Source organism: Verrucosispora sioxanthis, from assembly GCF_010560025.1.
GTDB lineage: Bacteria > Actinomycetota > Actinomycetes > Mycobacteriales > Micromonosporaceae > Micromonospora > Micromonospora palythoicola.
Window position 1 is genome coordinate 846,111 of the sequence record NZ_SAIY01000002.1, and the last position, 14,649, is coordinate 860,759.

10 protein-coding genes and 1 pseudogene are annotated in these 14,649 nt (G+C 71.9%); 7 read left to right on the top strand and 4 right to left on the bottom strand.

The window, feature by feature from the left end:
* Window positions 1–140 precede the first annotated feature (140 nt).
* The gene (locus ENC19_RS09135) at window positions 141–1,430 is read right to left on the bottom strand and encodes an adenylosuccinate synthase (protein WP_164446695.1); all 1,290 of its coding nucleotides are present in this window, start codon (window positions 1,428–1,430) and stop codon (window positions 141–143) included.
* Window positions 1,431–1,555: 125 nt separating this feature from the next.
* Between ENC19_RS09135 and ENC19_RS09140 the strand changes: the two are divergent.
* A pseudogene (locus tag ENC19_RS09140) lies at window positions 1,556–2,545 on the top strand (hypothetical protein).
* Between the two features lie 1,071 nt (window positions 2,546–3,616).
* Entirely contained in the window at window positions 3,617–4,639 is a 1,023-nt protein-coding gene (locus ENC19_RS31775) for a MinD/ParA family ATP-binding protein (RefSeq protein ID WP_235944551.1), read from the top strand.
* Between the two features lie 97 nt (window positions 4,640–4,736).
* Here the strand turns inward: ENC19_RS31775 and ENC19_RS09150 are convergent, their stop codons facing one another.
* Entirely contained in the window at window positions 4,737–5,165 is a 429-nt protein-coding gene (locus ENC19_RS09150) for a DUF3151 domain-containing protein (RefSeq protein ID WP_164446696.1), read from the bottom strand.
* Window positions 5,166–5,414: 249 nt separating this feature from the next.
* Here ENC19_RS09150 and ENC19_RS09155 point away from each other — a divergent pair, with 249 nt between their 5' ends.
* On the top strand, window positions 5,415–6,659 hold the full coding sequence (locus ENC19_RS09155; protein ID WP_164446697.1) for an LOG family protein: 1,245 nt from the start codon (window positions 5,415–5,417) through the stop codon (window positions 6,657–6,659).
* Window positions 6,660–6,713: 54 nt separating this feature from the next.
* Here the strand turns inward: ENC19_RS09155 and fbaA are convergent, their stop codons facing one another.
* Window positions 6,714–7,739, bottom strand: a complete 1,026-nt coding sequence (gene fbaA, locus ENC19_RS09160; protein ID WP_164446700.1) for a class II fructose-bisphosphate aldolase — start codon at window positions 7,737–7,739, stop codon at window positions 6,714–6,716.
* Between the two features lie 190 nt (window positions 7,740–7,929).
* Window positions 7,930–8,313, bottom strand: a complete 384-nt coding sequence (locus tag ENC19_RS09165) for a phage holin family protein (protein WP_164446702.1) — start codon at window positions 8,311–8,313, stop codon at window positions 7,930–7,932.
* A 168-nt stretch (window positions 8,314–8,481) separates the two neighbouring features.
* Between ENC19_RS09165 and ENC19_RS09170 the strand changes: the two genes are divergently transcribed.
* The 4 genes from ENC19_RS09170 to ENC19_RS09185 all read left to right on the top strand — a co-directional run bounded on the left by ENC19_RS09170 (window position 8,482) and on the right by ENC19_RS09185 (window position 14,575).
* Window positions 8,482–8,694 (top strand): hypothetical protein, encoded by a 213-nt coding sequence (locus ENC19_RS09170; protein ID WP_093403775.1) that lies wholly within the window; start codon window positions 8,482–8,484, stop codon window positions 8,692–8,694.
* Between the two features lie 112 nt (window positions 8,695–8,806).
* Entirely contained in the window at window positions 8,807–10,390 is a 1,584-nt protein-coding gene (locus tag ENC19_RS09175; RefSeq protein ID WP_164446704.1) for an LPXTG cell wall anchor domain-containing protein, read from the top strand.
* 229 nt (window positions 10,391–10,619) lie between these two features.
* The gene (locus tag ENC19_RS09180; protein ID WP_164446706.1) at window positions 10,620–12,053 is read left to right on the top strand and encodes a 3' terminal RNA ribose 2'-O-methyltransferase Hen1; all 1,434 of its coding nucleotides are present in this window, start codon (window positions 10,620–10,622) and stop codon (window positions 12,051–12,053) included.
* Window positions 12,050–14,575 (top strand): polynucleotide kinase-phosphatase, encoded by a 2,526-nt coding sequence (locus ENC19_RS09185; protein WP_164446708.1) that lies wholly within the window; start codon window positions 12,050–12,052, stop codon window positions 14,573–14,575. The genes ENC19_RS09180 and ENC19_RS09185 overlap by 4 nt, the downstream gene beginning before the upstream one ends.
* Window positions 14,576–14,649 lie beyond the last annotated feature (74 nt).

Here is a 14,649-nt window from a genome sequence, read left to right on the forward strand (position 1 = left end):
CCTGTGGAAAACCAGCCCCCGCCTGTGGATAACCCCACCACCCTAATGCGTTGATCATGAAGTTATTGCTCCCGACACGCCGTACGGGTGACAACAACTTCATGATCAACGCGGAGGTGCGGGGTGGGGTGGGGTGGGGGTTAGGGGAGGAGGGGGTGGCGGGTTACGTTTTCTTCGCGGCCGGGGCCTACGCCTATGACGCTGACGCGGGTTCCGCAGAGTTCTTCGATGCGGGCGATGTAGCGCTTGGCGTTGTCGGGGAGGTCTTCCTCGGTGCGCGCCTTGGTGATGTCTTCCCACCAGCCGGGGTGCTCTTCGTAGATCGGGACGGCGTGGTGGAAGTCGGTCTGGGTCATCGGCATGTCGTCGACCCGCTTGCCGTTGATCTCGTAGCCGACACAGATCGGCACCGTGGGCAGGCCGGTGAGCACGTCCAGCTTGGTGATCACCAGATCGGTGACCCCGTTGAGGCGGCAGGCGTACCGGGCGACGACCGCGTCGAACCAGCCGCAGCGGCGTTCCCGGCCGGTGGTGGTGCCGTACTCGTGGCCGACCTTGCGCAGGTGCTGACCGTTGTCGTCGAACAGCTCGGTGGGGAACGGTCCGGAACCGACCCGGGTGGTGTACGCCTTGCTCACCGCGATCACCTTCGTGATCGCGGTCGGTGGGATGCCGGCACCCACGCACGCCCCGCCGGCCGTCGGGTTGGACGAGGTGACGAAGGGATAGGTGCCGTGGTCCATGTCGAGCATGGTGGCCTGGGCACCCTCCAGCAGGACGGTGTCGCCACGGTCCAGGGCGTCCCAGAGCATCGCCCGGGTCTCCGCGATGTACGGCCGCAGCCGCTCCGCGTACTCCAGGTACTCCTCGATGGTGGCGTCGACGTCGATCGCCTTGCGGTTGTAGACCTTGAACAGCACCTGGTTCTTCTCGCGCAGCGCGAGTTCCAGCTTCTTGCGCAGGATGCCCGGGTCCAGCAGGTCCTGCACCCGGATGCCCATCCGGGCCACCTTGTCGCCGTACGCCGGACCGATGCCCCGGCCGGTGGTGCCGATCCGCGAACTGCCCAGGTACCGCTCCACCACCCGGTCCAGCGCGCGGTGGTGCGGCATGATCAGGTGCGCGTCGCCGGAGATCCGTAGCCGGGACACGTCGACACCCCGCTCGGCCAGGCCGTCGATCTCGGTGAGCAGCACCTTCGGATCGACCACCACACCGTTGCCGATGACGATCACGGCGTTCGGGGAGAGCGCACCCGACGGCATCAGGTGCAGGGCGTACTTCTGTCCGTCCGGGGTGATCACCGTGTGGCCGGCGTTGTTGCCGCCCGAGTAGCGGACGACGTAGTCGACCCGCTCACCCAGCTGGTCGGTAACCTTGCCCTTGCCCTCGTCGCCCCACTGAGCGCCGATGAGCACGATCGCTGGCATCTTCTCGCCTCCAGAAGGCTCGGGTGCCAGATGGCGACCGGTCAGCGAGCCCGGGGTGTCAGGTTAACAAGTAGTGACGGCACGACCGGCAGGGGTCGCGTCGGGAACAGCAGGAGGAGCTACCCGTGTACGACGTGGTGCTGCTCACCCTCGGCTCCGAGCGGGATGCTCCGGGAGCCGGGTGTGGCAGCGGCGGAGCCTGCTGTGGTGGTGGCGCCGCCACCACCGACGATCGCGAGGAACGCTGCGAGACGCCGCGCGTGCCGGTGCTGGCCTGCGCCGATGCGCTGACCGCCCGGGGTGCCCGGGTCGAGACGGTGACCGCCCGGTCGGACGCCGAGATCGACCAGGTGCTGGCCCGGCTGGACGGGCCGTCGCGCCCCGACGGCCTCACCTGGCCGGACGCCGATACCAAGACCCGCCTCGTCGTCGCCGTGGCCGGTGACGCACAGTTGCGCGCGGTGCTCCGCCGGATGGTGCGGCGGTACGCGCCACCGCCCCGATCGCCGCCCAGCCGACTGGCCGGCCGGACGGTGCCGGACCTGCCACCGTGATTGCTGCCGCGATCCGGCCTGGCACGACGCACCGCGACCTCGCTGCGCAACTCCGGGCTGCCCCGCGACCCGGCGGCGGTGGCCGCCGCGGTGCTGGACGGCACACCACGCCGACTCGACCTGCTGCGTCACGACGGTGGCTCGGTGACGCTGGACGGCGCGCTGCTCAATTGCCGCCGGTGAGGACAACACCCCGCTGCGCTGGCGCGGCAGCCGGGTCGAGGTGGACGACGCCGTGCTGTCAGGCGGCGACGAACCGTTGCTCGCCTGCGCGATCGGCAACGCAGGGCGGCTACGCCCGACTCGACGACGTGACGCTGCTGGCTGGCCCCGACCCGACGGCCTGGTCGAGGTGGCGACAGCCCGTACCGAGTGGTCACCGGTCGCGGTGGGGTCGGCGCCGGGTACACCTGGAGAGGTCCGGCGGGCCCGCGGCGGAGCCGCGTCGAGGTGCCCAGGACAAGGCTGCTGCCGTATCTGGACGACGGTGTGGCTGGGCAGCTGACGCGCAAGCGGTCCTGGTGGACCGAGCCGGGTGCCTGGGCGGTCTGGGCGGCCTGACCTGAGCCGGCCGGCGCACCGGAGGCCCGGGTCGGCCACTGGGCCTATCCTCGTCAGGAGGAATGGGGAGGACACCGTGGTGGACGACAACGCCGACCGGGTGCACGTGCCCGGCCAGCATGGCATGCCGGAACGGGACATCGAACCACTCTGGCCGCCGGAGCAGATCGACGGCTTCGGCGCGCCGACGTGGGCCGCCCCGCCGGTGCCACCCACCGTGCCACCTCCGCCCGCGCCGCCGTCGCCCGCACAGCCGACCAACCAGCCTCCGGTCACGCAGCCGACCGATCCGCCCCCGGTCGCGGGACCGGCCTATCCTCCCCAGGTCGCAGGACCGGTCTATCCATCCACGACGGCGGAGCCGCAGCACGTGCCCGGACGGCCGACGCACGCACCCGGTGCACCTCCCTCACCCGCTGACTATCCGTCGCTGACGAACGGCGCGCCGAGCGCCACCGGCTGGGAGCCGGCACCCCGACCCGGGCCCGGCCAGGTCGACCTGGACCTGCCCTTCACCCTGGACCGGCCCACCGCCGTCGCACCCACCCGCGACGGTGGGCCGACCGACTCCCATCACCAGGACCCGGCGGACGACGCGGCGGACCTGGTCGACACGGGTGCCGAGGATGACGCGGCCCCGCCGGTGGCCCGACCGCAGACGGAGTCGCCGTGGGCACATCCACCGCAGCGTTCCGGATCCGACCCGCTCACGCCCGCCGAAACGTCGGTCGGGCCGCCCCGCCCCACCTGGGCCGGGCCGGCCCAACCGCTGCCCCCGATTCCGCAGCCGCTGCCACCCCAACCCAACCCAGCCCGTACCCCCTTCGTCGCGCCGCAGCTTTGGCAGCGCCCCGGTGCCGCAGCCCGGTGCTCCGCTGCCGCCCGTGTCGTCGGATGCCGATGTGCCGCCCGCGTCACCACCCCGCCGGCCCCGCAGCGGCGGACCGCCAGACCCGGCGGGCCGCCGCAGCCTGAGCGCCGCCCCACCGTCGTACGCGCCGGCGCCTCGGCCCGTTCCCACCACAGCCGGCCTGGCATCCCGCGCCGTGGCAGCAGGGCGCCCCGCCGACCATGCCGCCGGCACCCCAGCAGCCCTATCCGCAGACCAACACCGCGCCACCGGTGCCGTCGGCCTACCCGGAGCCGGCCTGGAATCCGGAGGCCGGTGCGGCGCCCACCGCCGAGGACTTCGCCCGCCGTCGGCAGGTACGCCCCGCCGACCCGGTCGCGACGACTGGGCTCCGCGCCGTGGTCAACAAGACGGGCCTGGTGAAGCTCCCGCCGGGCCGGCACGAGCTGGAACGCAAACGGGACATCGAGATGGTGCGCCGCAACTTCGGTGGGCTGCGGCAGGTCACCGTGGTCAACCCGAAGGGCGGCGCCGGCAAGACCGTCGCCATCCTGCTGCTCGCGATGACCTTCGGTCAGAATCGCGGTGGATACGTGCTGGCCTGGGACAACAACGAGACCCAGGGCACCCTCGGCATGCGCGCCCAGCAGGACTTCCATTCGCGTACGGTCCGGGACCTGCTCCGGGATCTCGGCCAGTTCCACGGCGCGCAGGGGCGGGTCGGCGATCTGTCGCAGTACGTCCGCTCGCAGGGCGAGGGAATGTTCGACGTGCTCGCCTCCGACGAGTCGGCCACCGGCGGCGAGATGCTCACCGCCGCCGCCTTCGGCGAGATCCGCGAGGTGGTCAGCCGGTTCTACAAGTTGATCTTCGTGGACACGGGGAACAACGTCCGGGCACAGAACTGGCAGGCCGCCATGGACGCCACCGACCAGCTGGTGGTCACCATGTCCGCTCGGAACGACTCGGCGGAGACCGCCGCCCGGATGCTCGACCACCTGGAACAGAGCGGACGGCACCGGCTGGTCCGGCAGGCGGTCACGGTGGTCTCCATGCCACCGTCCCGTAAGGAGATCGACCTGCCGGCGATCCAGGAACACTTCGCCGCGCGTACCCGGGCGGTGCTGCTGGCCCCCTACGAGCGGCTCATCGACACCGGCGAGCCGCTGCGCTACGCGCACCTGTCGACGGCCACCCGCGACGCCTGGCTCAAGATCGCCGCTTCGGTGGCCGAGGGCCTGTAGCGACCGCCGTCGCGCGCCGCCGGCCCGGGCGTACCCGGGGCCGGCGGCGGCACGTCGACGGTTCGGAGCCGGTGCGGGTGGTCCGGCCCGGCACGCGTCAGTTGCTGGCCAGCGCGTCGGCGGCGGCCGGGTCGCAGTCGCGGAGGAACTGGGCGCAGCGGGCCGCCTCGTCCGCCTCGGCGATCGCGTCCGCCGACCGGGACAGCACGTAGAGGCAGCGCAGGAAGCCACGGTTGGGCTCGTGCGACCACGGCACCGGCCCGTGCCCCTTCCACCCGCTGCGGCGCAGCTGGTCCAGTCCCCGGTGGTAGCCGGTACGGGCGTACGCGTACGCCGGCACGACCTGGCCCTGTGCGAACGCCCGGGCGGCGAGCGCCGCCCACGCGCCGCTGTGCGTCGGGTACCGGGCCGCCACCTCGGCGAACGCCTCGTCGCTGCCGCTCTGCTCGGCTGCGACCAGCGCGGAGTCGGCCTCGACGTGCGCGGGCAGGAGCGTGGCGGGCGGCTCAGGTAGGAGGTTCTGCATCGCCCCATTCAACCCGCTTCGCACGGCGGCCCGCGAGGGGGTCCGGCGAGCCGGTCGGCTGAACGGCCGAGAGGTCGGTCACGCCTGCGGCCCATGCCGTCGCCGGGTCGCATCCACTACAACTATGGATCCGGAGCCTCCCCAGGAACCGGAACGCGGGAGCCCGGCCAGGCCGCCGGGCTCCCGTCTCATCGCTCGGTCACCCGGGGCCCCGTCCACGGCGTTGCGCCCGCCCGGCAGGATGACCCGATGCCGACTCCACCTCCCGCGGACGTGATCGAGCCGCACACCTGGACCGACGAGATCCAGACCCGGGCGGAGTTCGACCGGCGACTGGCCGCCGGCAGCCTGGTCGGGCTCACCGTGCAGGGGCTCCGACTGGACCTGGAGCCCCCCGACCTCACCGGGGTCGAGGTGACCGGGACGCTCTTCGTCGGCTGTCGTTTCGCCTCCCGGCGGGTCGGCGCCGACCTGGTCCGGCGCGGCGCCAACGTGGTGCCGCCGTTCTCCGGGCTGCCGTACCCGACCCAGCCGTCCCACCTCTACACCCCGGAGGAACTCGCCGCCGGCTTCACCGAGGGCGGGTTCGCGGCGATGTACGACACCCGGGTGTACGCGCACTTCCGTGCGCACGGTGGCGCGCTACCCGACGTCCGGGAGGCGCTCGGCCAGCGGCTGCACGACCACGGGGTGGACAACGCGCTCGCCGACGCCACCCGGGCCTGGCTGACCACCCACGGGCCGCAGTCGGTGGTCGGGGTGATGGGCGGGCACGCGGTCCGCCGGGGCAGTCAGCCGTACCGGATGGCCGCGGTGCTCGGCCGGGAACTCGCGCGGGCGCACCGGCTGGTGGTCACCGGTGGCGGGCCGGGCGTGATGGAGGCCGCGAACCTGGGTGCGTACCTGTCGACCCGGCCGGCGGAGGACCTCACCGCGGCCATCGACCTGCTCGCCGCCGCGCCGGACTACACCGATCACGACCGCTACACGGCGGCGGCGCTGCGGGTACGGGAACTCTTCGGCCGGTCGGTCACGCCGCCGGCGAACGGCACCGAGCCGGTGACCGCCTATCGGGCCGACTCGGCCGCGCTGACCACCGGTGACCTGGACTGGGCGGGCTGCGGTGGACTCGCCGTGCCGACCTGGCTGTACGGGCACGAGCCGGCGAACCTGTTCGCGGGCCGGATCGCCAAGTACTTCTCCAACGCCATCCGGGAGGACACCATCCTGCGACTGGCCCGGGGCGGCATCGTCTTCGCCCCCGGCCGGGCGGGAACCGTGCAGGAGGTGTTCCAGGCGGCCACCAAGACCTACTACGGCACCGACGGCGCCAGCGGCGCGTACGTCTTCCTGGACCGCGCGTACTGGACGACGGAGCTGCCGGTGGAGTCACTGCTGCGCCCGCTGCTGGCCGCCTCCCCCTTCGGGGATCTGTCGGACACCGTGCACCTGACCGACGACGTCCACGAGGCCGCCCGCCTGCTGACCCGGTGAACGACGGCGGCCGGCCCCGCGAACGGGGCCGGCCGCCGTCAGGACGTCAGAACGTCACTTGGTCATCGTGGTGCCGGTGGAGCGCAGGTGCTCGCAGGCCTCCGTCACGCGGGTGGCCATGCCCGCCTCCGCGGCCTTGCCCCACACCCGCGGGTCGTACATCTTCTTGTTGCCGACCTCGCCGTCGACCTTGAGCACCCCGTCGTAGTTGCGGAGCATGTGGTCCGCCGCCGGGCGGGTGAAGGCGTACTGGGTGTCGGTGTCGATGTTCATCTTCACCACGCCGTAGTCGAGCGCCTCGCGGATCTCGGAGAGCAGCGAGCCGGAGCCGCCGTGGAAGACCAGGCTGAGCGGCTTCTCCTTGCCGTACTTGGCGCCGACCGCCTCCTGGATCTGGTTGAGGATCTCCGGGCGGAGCTTGACGTTGCCCGGCTTGTAGACGCCGTGCACGTTGCCGAAGGTGAGCGCCGCCATGTAGCGGCCCTTCTCACCCAGACCGAGCGCCTCGACCATGGCCAGACCGTCCTCGACGGTGGTGTAGAGCTTGTCGTTGATGGCGTTCTCGACGCCGTCCTCCTCGCCACCGACGACGCCGACCTCGATCTCCAGGACGATCTTGCCCTTGGCCGCCTCGTCGAGCAGCTGGGCCGCGATCTCCAGGTTCTCCGCCACCGGTACGGCCGAGCCGTCCCACATGTGCGACTGGTACAGCGGCTCCTGGCCGGCCTTCACCCGCTCCTGGGAGATGGCCATCAGCGGCCGGACGAACTTGTCCAGCTTGTCCTTCGGGCAGTGGTCGGTGTGCAGGGCGATGTTGACCGGGTACTTCTTGGCCACCTCGTGCGCGTACGCGGCGAACGCCACCGCGCCGGTGACCATGTCCTTGATCGAGGGGCCGGAGAGGTACTCCGCGCCACCGGTGGAGACCTGGATGATGCCGTCGCTCTCCGCGTCGGCGAAGCCCTTGAGCGCCGCGTTCAGCGTCTGCGAGGACGTCACGTTGATCGCCGGGTACGCGTACCGGCCGGCCTTGGCGCGGTCCAGCATCTCGGCGTAAGCCTCGGGGGAAGCGATGGGCATGTCGAACGCTCCTTACTTGCCGCTGTCGGCCGTACGGCCGCTGTTCTCCGTAGGGGCCCGGCCGTGCGGCCGCCTGTCCTACCTTGGGGGCCGGCCGTGCGGCCGCCTGTCCTACCGTGCTGCGCCGGACCGCGCTGTCCTCCGCGGGCAGTATCCCGTAGCGGCACCGGACCGGCACAACCGGGCCGGTTCACCGCCGGTCCGCTGAATCCGGCACCGCGACGCTGATCAGCCAGGTGACCACCGCCATCACGATGGCTCCCCAGAAGGCCGCCCAGAAGCCGTCCACCTGGAACGGCAGGTCGAGCGCCCGAGCGATCCGGTCGGTCAGCAGGAACAGCAGGGCGTTGACCACCAGGGCGAACAGGCCGAGGGTCAGCAGGTAGAAGACACAACCCACGACCCTGATGACCGGCTTGAGCACCGCGTTGACCAGACCGAAGATCAGTGCCACGACGAGCAGGGTGAACGCCGTGTCGTAACCGGTGCGCCCGGTCACCTCGACCCCGGGCACGATCAGCGTGGTGATCCACAGTGCGATGGCGGTCGCCGCCAGTCGGATGAGGAAGCCCACGGCAACCATCCTGGCACCGGCGACTGCCGCCGGTGGGTCGATTCGGCCGACTCGACCGCGACGGCGGCGTACCCTCGACGGCTCGGTGGCCGGCCGGTTGCCAGCACTGCGCCGGCACAACCCTTACGGTGGGTGGGTACCTGTCCGCCGACATCCCGGAGGCATCGAATGGGCCAGCCCGACGAGGACTTCGCCCCCGGCGACCACCTGAGTCCGGAGGAGCGCGACCTGGAGGCCGAGCCGGCCGACGCCGTCGAGCAGGCCGCCGTGGTCGACCCGAGCCAGGTCGACGTCGAGCCGCACCGTGGCCTGGAGGTCGACGACTGGGACGCCATGGAGCAGGCCCGCGTGGTCGGCGCCGACGAGGACGACTACCGCTGATCAACCTTTCGGTCGGACTTCACCCGGAACGGTCGGCACGGGCAGCGAGGATCTTGAAACTTCCTTAGCATCCGGGGGCTTCACCTGCACCCTCACGGGAGGACCCCCCTCAATGCTCACCCACTCCACCCGGCGCCGGCTGGCCGGGTTGGGCGTGGCCGGCGCGCTGATCGCCGCCGTCGCCACCCCTGCCACCCCCGCCTCGGCCGAGGAGCCCGACATCTCCTTGGGCGTCTACTTCGGCGACAACACCCTCGCCGCCGGCTCGCCCGGAAAGGTCGACAGCCCGGTCCTGTTCGCCTCCTCCACGGTGGTGGTGCACGACCTGACCGTGCGCTACGACTTCACCGACCTCGCGGGCAAGGCGACCGTGACGTCGGAGAGCGACTCCAGTTACTGCTCGACGCCCGAGCCGAACGTCCTGGTCTGCACGGACCCGTTCGAGGTCGAGCTGTACGAGGACGGCTTCGGCGGCCTCTACTCCGTGGTCATCGCGCCCACCAAAGACGCCAAGGACGGCGACGAGGGCACCGTCAAGGTGAGCCTCAGCGCCACCGGCTACGCGGCCGTGACCCACGAGGCCCGGGTGCGGATCGGCGAGGGCGTCGATCTGGCCGCCGGCCCCGAGGAGGAGCATTCCGGTAAGCCGGGCTCGGCGTTCACCATGCCGCTGCGGGTCGGCAACCCGGGCGACACCGTCGCCAAGGGTGCCGTCGCCGTCTTCTACAACGACTACGGGATCCAGGCCAACAAGCAGTATTCGAACTGCACGTACGAGGGAAGCTGGCTGCGTACCTGCCACTTCGACCGCCCGTTGGAGCGGCGTACCAGCTACGTCACCACCCTGTCGTACCGCATCGCGAAGGACTCGTTCGCGCCGAGCCGCGCGTACGGAGAAATCCTCTGGATGACTCCGGCCGAGTTCGAGGACTTCGAGGCGTACGCGAAGGCCCGTGGCGCGAGCTTCGGTGAGCCGGGCACCGGCGGAAAGCTGGGGTTGGACGAGGCTGGCCCGAGCATCGCGGCGCGGAGCTTCCAGGCGGACACCCAGCCGGACAACAACTGGTCGAGCCTGCGAGTGAAGGTCACCGGTAAGAACGGAACCGATCTGGCGGCGGTCGGCGACGAGGTGTCCGGCGCGAAGGGCGACGAGGTGGTGGCCACCGTCGGTTTCCGCAACAACGGCCCGGCCACCCTGGATTACAGCCGCGCCGGATCCTCGGTCACCTACCTGGAGATCGGGATTCCGAACGGCGCCAGTGCGGTCAAGGTGCCGGACAACTGCTTCCCGGTGCGCAGCGAGAACGAGTGGGGCGAGCCGGGTGAGCCCGGTGCCCGCATCTACCGTTGCTACGCCAGCTCGTTCATCAAGGCCGGTGACGCCGAGACCATGGAGTTCGGGCTCCGGATCGACAAGGTCGTGCCGAACGCCACCGGTGACGTCAAGGCCAACGTCGCCTGCCAGTGCGACGGCGGCTTCTACGCCGACCTGAAGCCGGCCAACGACATCGCCAAGCTCGTCGTCAACCCGAGCGGCGGCCAGGGTGGCGACGGCGGTAGTGGTGGTGATGGCGGCGAGCTGCCGATCACCGGCGCCAACACCGCGCTGATCGCGGGCGTCGGCGGCGTGCTGCTCGCCGCCGGTGTGGCCGGCTTCGTGCTGGCCCGCCGCCGCCGTACCCACTTCACCGCGTAGCCCGACGCACCCGAACCAACAGCACCACCGGTGCCCCGCCGACCCCTCGGCGGGGCACCCCCCTTTCCCCGCCGCCGCAGGCCGGACCCCAACGGGTTTGCGGGGCAGCCCCGCCCGCGCAGGGATCAAGCCTGACCGCCCGGAGCGGGTGGGGCTGCCCCGCAAACCCCACCGCAACCACCGAAAAAACAGGACGGCGCAAGATCGAGAGAGCTGACACCATGGGCGGGTGCTGCTCACCCTCACCACCACGCACCAGCCGGCGACGGACCTCGGTCACCTGCTGATCAAGCACCCCGACCGGGTGCACTCCTTCGACGTGCCCGTCGGCACCGCGCACGTCTTCTACCCGGAAGCGGACGAGCAGCGCTGCACGGCCGCGCTGCTGCTCGACGTCGACCCGTTGAAGCTGGCCACCGCCCGGGGTCGCGGCCGGAAGTCGACCACCGCTCCGGAGAGCTTCACCCTCGGGCGGTACGTCAACGACCGGCCGTACGCCGCGTCCAGCCTGCTCGCCTCGGCACTGTCGAAGGTGTACCGCTCGGCGCTGCGCGGCGCCTCCAAGGAACGCCCCGAGCTGGCCGTCCGAGGCATCCCGCTGGAGGTGCGGGTGCCGGTGCTGCGCTGCCGTGGTGGGGCCGATGTGGCGGAGCGGGTGTTCGGTCCGCTCGGCTGGGCGGTCACCGCCACCGCCATCCCGCTCGACGAGTTGCACCCGCAGTGGGGTGACAGTCGATACGTGGACCTGACCCTCACCGGCACGCTGCGGGTCGCCGACGCGCTCAACCACCTGTACGTGCTGCTACCCGTGCTGGACGACGCGAAGCACTACTGGGTGGCTCCGGACGAGGTGGACAAGTTGCTGCGGGCCGGCGCGGGTTGGCTGGCCGACCACCCCGAGCGTGGGCTGATCATCCGCCGCTACCTGGCGCACCGGCGGGCACTGGCGGGTCAGGCGATGGAGCGGTTGGACGCCCAGCGGCCCACCGACGAGCCGAGCGTCGACGACGAACTGGAGGACGCGGTACCGGCCGGGTCGGCGCCCCGGGCGTCGCTGTCCGCCCTTCGCCGGCAGGCGGTGCACGCCGCCCTTGTCGACGCGGGCGCCCACCGGGTGCTGGACCTGGGCTGCGGCGGGGGTGCGCTGCTGGCCACGCTGATCGGTGACCGACGGTTCACCGAGATCGTCGGCACCGACGTCTCCACCCAGGCCCTCACCCTGGCTGCTCGGCGGCTGCGACTGGACCGGCTGCCGGAACGCCAGCGCACCCGGGTCACGCTCCGGCAGTCCGCGTTGACCTACCGGGACGAGCGGCTGTGCGGGTACGACGCGGCGGTGCTGATGGAGGTCGTCGAGCACGTCGACCCGCCCCGGCTGCCGGCGTTGGAGGATTCCGTCTTCGGCTACGCCCGACCGACGACGGTCGTGGTGACCACGCCGAACGTGGAGCACAACGTGCGCTACGAGGGGTTGCCCGTCGGCGCGTTCCGGCATGCCGACCACCGGTTCGAGTGGACCCGCGCCGAGTTCGCCGACTGGGTACGGCGGGTCGGTGCCACGTACGGCTACTCGGCCGTGGTGCATGGTGTCGGCCCGGACGATCCGGAGGTCGGCGCACCCACCCAGATGGCCGTGTTCACCCGTGCGGAGGCAGCCCGATGACCGTCCTCGACATTCCCGAGCTGGCCCTGGTGGCGCTGGTCGGCATCTCCGGCTCCGGCAAGTCGACATTCGCCGGCCGGCATTTCGCGTCCAGCCAGGTCCTCTCCTCCGACGCCTTCCGGGCGATGGTCGCCGACGACGAGAACGACCAGTCCGCCTCGGCGGAGGCCTTCGACGCGCTGCACTACGTGGCGGGCAAGCGGCTGCGCGCTGGCCGGCTGACCGTGGTCGATGCGACGAATCTTCAGCCACACGCCCGAGCCGCCCTGGTCCGGGTGGCCCGGGAACACGACGTGCTGCCGGTGGCGATCGTGCTGGACGTGCCGGAGGCGCTGGCCTGGGAGCGTACCGAGGCCAGGTCCGACCGCACCTTCGGCCGGCAGGTGCTCGCCCGGATGTCCCGGGACCTGCGGCGCAGCTACGGCCAGCTGGCGCGGGAGGGCTTCCGCAAGGTGCACGTGCTGCGCGGCACCGAGGAGATCGAGGCCGCCGAGATCCGCTACGAGCGGCTGTTCAACGACCGGCGCGAGCTGACCGGGCCGTTCGACATCGTCGGCGACGTGCACGGCTGCCGGGTCGAGCTTGAGGCGCTGTTGACCCGGTTGGGTTGGCGGCTGGACCGTGACGACGCCGGCCGGGCGGTGGACGCGACGCATCCGTCGGGACGTACCGCCGTGTTCGTCGGCGACCTGGTGGACCGTGGCCCGGACTCGCCCGGGGTGCTCCGTCTGGTGATGGGCATGGTCACCGCCGGGCACGCGCTCTGTGTGCCCGGTAACCACGAGCAGAAGCTGCTGCGCAAGCTGCGCGGTCGCAACGTCAAGGTGGCCCACGGTCTGGCCGAGACGCTGGCGCAGCTGGACGCGGAGCCGGCGGAGTTCACCGCCGAGGTGGCCGCCTTCGTCGACGGACTGGTCAGCCACTACGTGCTCGACGGCGGCCGGCTGGTGGTGGCGCACGCCGGACTGAAGGAGGAGTACCAGGGCCGGGCGTCCGGCCGGGTACGCGCGTTCGCGTTGTACGGCGAGACCACCGGCGAGACCGACGAGTACGGCCTGCCGGTGCGCTACCCGTGGGCCCGGGAGTACCGCGGTTCGGCGATGGTCGTCTACGGCCACACCCCCACCCCGGAGCCGGAATGGGTGAACAACACCATCTGCGTCGACACCGGCTGCGTCTTCGGCGGCCGGCTGACCGCGCTGCGCTACCCGGAGCGGGAGCTGGTCTCGGTGCCGGCGGAGCGCGAGTGGTACGCCCCGGTCCGGCCGCTGACCGCCGCGCCGGCCCGGCCCGACGAGGTGCTCGAGTTGACCGACGTGACCGGTCGGCGGCACGTGGAGCACGCGTACGGCTCGCTGACCGTGCCGGCGGAGAACGGCGCTGCCGCGTTGGAGGTGATGAGCCGCTTCGCGGTCGACCCGCGCCGGCTGGTGTGGCTGCCGCCGACCATGGCGCCCTGCTCGACGTCGCAGTTGGCCGGCTACCTGGAACATCCGGCGGAGGCCTTCGCCGACTACCGGGCGGCCGGTGTGGACCGGGTCGTCTGCGAGGAGAAGCACATGGGCTCCCGGGCCGTGGTGCTGGTCTGCCGGGTGCCGGACGGTGGTCCGTTCGGTCCGGGCGGCGGGGTCGTGCACACCCGCACGGGTCGGCCGTTCTTCGGTGAGCCGCTGGACACGGAGCTGCTGGACCGGGTACGCGCGGCGGTGACCGGTGCCGGGCTCTGGGATGAGTTGGCGACCGACTGGCTGCTGCTCGACTGCGAGCTGCTGCCGTGGTCGGCCAAGGCCACCGGCCTGATCCGCGAGCAGTACGCGGGGGTCGGCGCGGCTGGTCGGGCCGGCCTGCCGGTGGCGGTGGCGACGCTGGACGCGGCGATCGGGCGCGGACTGGACGTGGCCGAGCTACGCGACCGGATGGCCCGCCGCCGTGACGACGTGTCGGCCTACACGGCGGCGTACCGGGCGTACGTGGGCCCGACCGACGGGCTGGGCGGGGTGCGGCTCGCGCCGTTCGCGGTGCTCGCCGGCGCGAAGGGCAGCTACGGCGACCGCGATCACGGTTGGCACCTGGCGATGGCCGACCGGCTCTGCGCGGCCGACCCGGATTTCTTCCTCCCGACCGGGCGGCGGGTCGTCGACCTGTCCGACGGTGCCGCGGTGCGGGAGGCGACCGAGTGGTGGCTGGCGCTGACCGGGACCGGCGGCGAGGGCATGGTCGTCAAGCCGTACGCGGGTCCGGCCGCCCGCAGCGGGCGGGGCTCGCTGCTCCAGCCGGGCATCAAGTGCCGGGGGCGGGAGTATCTACGGATCATCTACGGTCCCGAGTACACCGAGCCCGAGCAGCTGGCCGCGCTGCGGCGTCGGTCGTTGGGCCGCAAGCGGGGCCTGGCACTGCGCGAGCACGCGCTCGGCCTCGCCGCCCTGGACGCCCTGGTCGACGGTGCCCCGCTGTGGCGTCGCCACGAGTTGGTCTTCGCGATCCTGGCCTGCGAGTCGGAGCCGGTCGACCCACGGCTGTGACCTGGCCGGGCGGGCGACCGCGCCCCCGGTAGCCTGATTGACCGTGGCGGACGCCACACGGGCCAGTGATCGAG

Bases quoted from the DNA above. Each gene is read 5' to 3' on its own strand.
- ENC19_RS09135 (WP_164446695.1), bottom strand. From the start codon at position 1,430: ATGCCAGCGATCGTGCTCATCGGCGCTCAGTGGGGCGACGAGGGCAAG.
- ENC19_RS31775 (WP_235944551.1), top strand. From the start codon at position 3,617: ATGCCGCCGGCACCCCAGCAGCCCTATCCGCAGACCAACACCGCGCCA.
- ENC19_RS09150 (WP_164446696.1), bottom strand. From the start codon at position 5,165: ATGCAGAACCTCCTACCTGAGCCGCCCGCCACGCTCCTGCCCGCGCAC.
- ENC19_RS09155 (WP_164446697.1), top strand. From the start codon at position 5,415: ATGCCGACTCCACCTCCCGCGGACGTGATCGAGCCGCACACCTGGACC.
- fbaA (WP_164446700.1), bottom strand. From the start codon at position 7,739: ATGCCCATCGCTTCCCCCGAGGCTTACGCCGAGATGCTGGACCGCGCC.
- ENC19_RS09170 (WP_093403775.1), top strand. From the start codon at position 8,482: ATGGGCCAGCCCGACGAGGACTTCGCCCCCGGCGACCACCTGAGTCCG.
- ENC19_RS09175 (WP_164446704.1), top strand. From the start codon at position 8,807: ATGCTCACCCACTCCACCCGGCGCCGGCTGGCCGGGTTGGGCGTGGCC.
- ENC19_RS09185 (WP_164446708.1), top strand. From the start codon at position 12,050: ATGACCGTCCTCGACATTCCCGAGCTGGCCCTGGTGGCGCTGGTCGGC.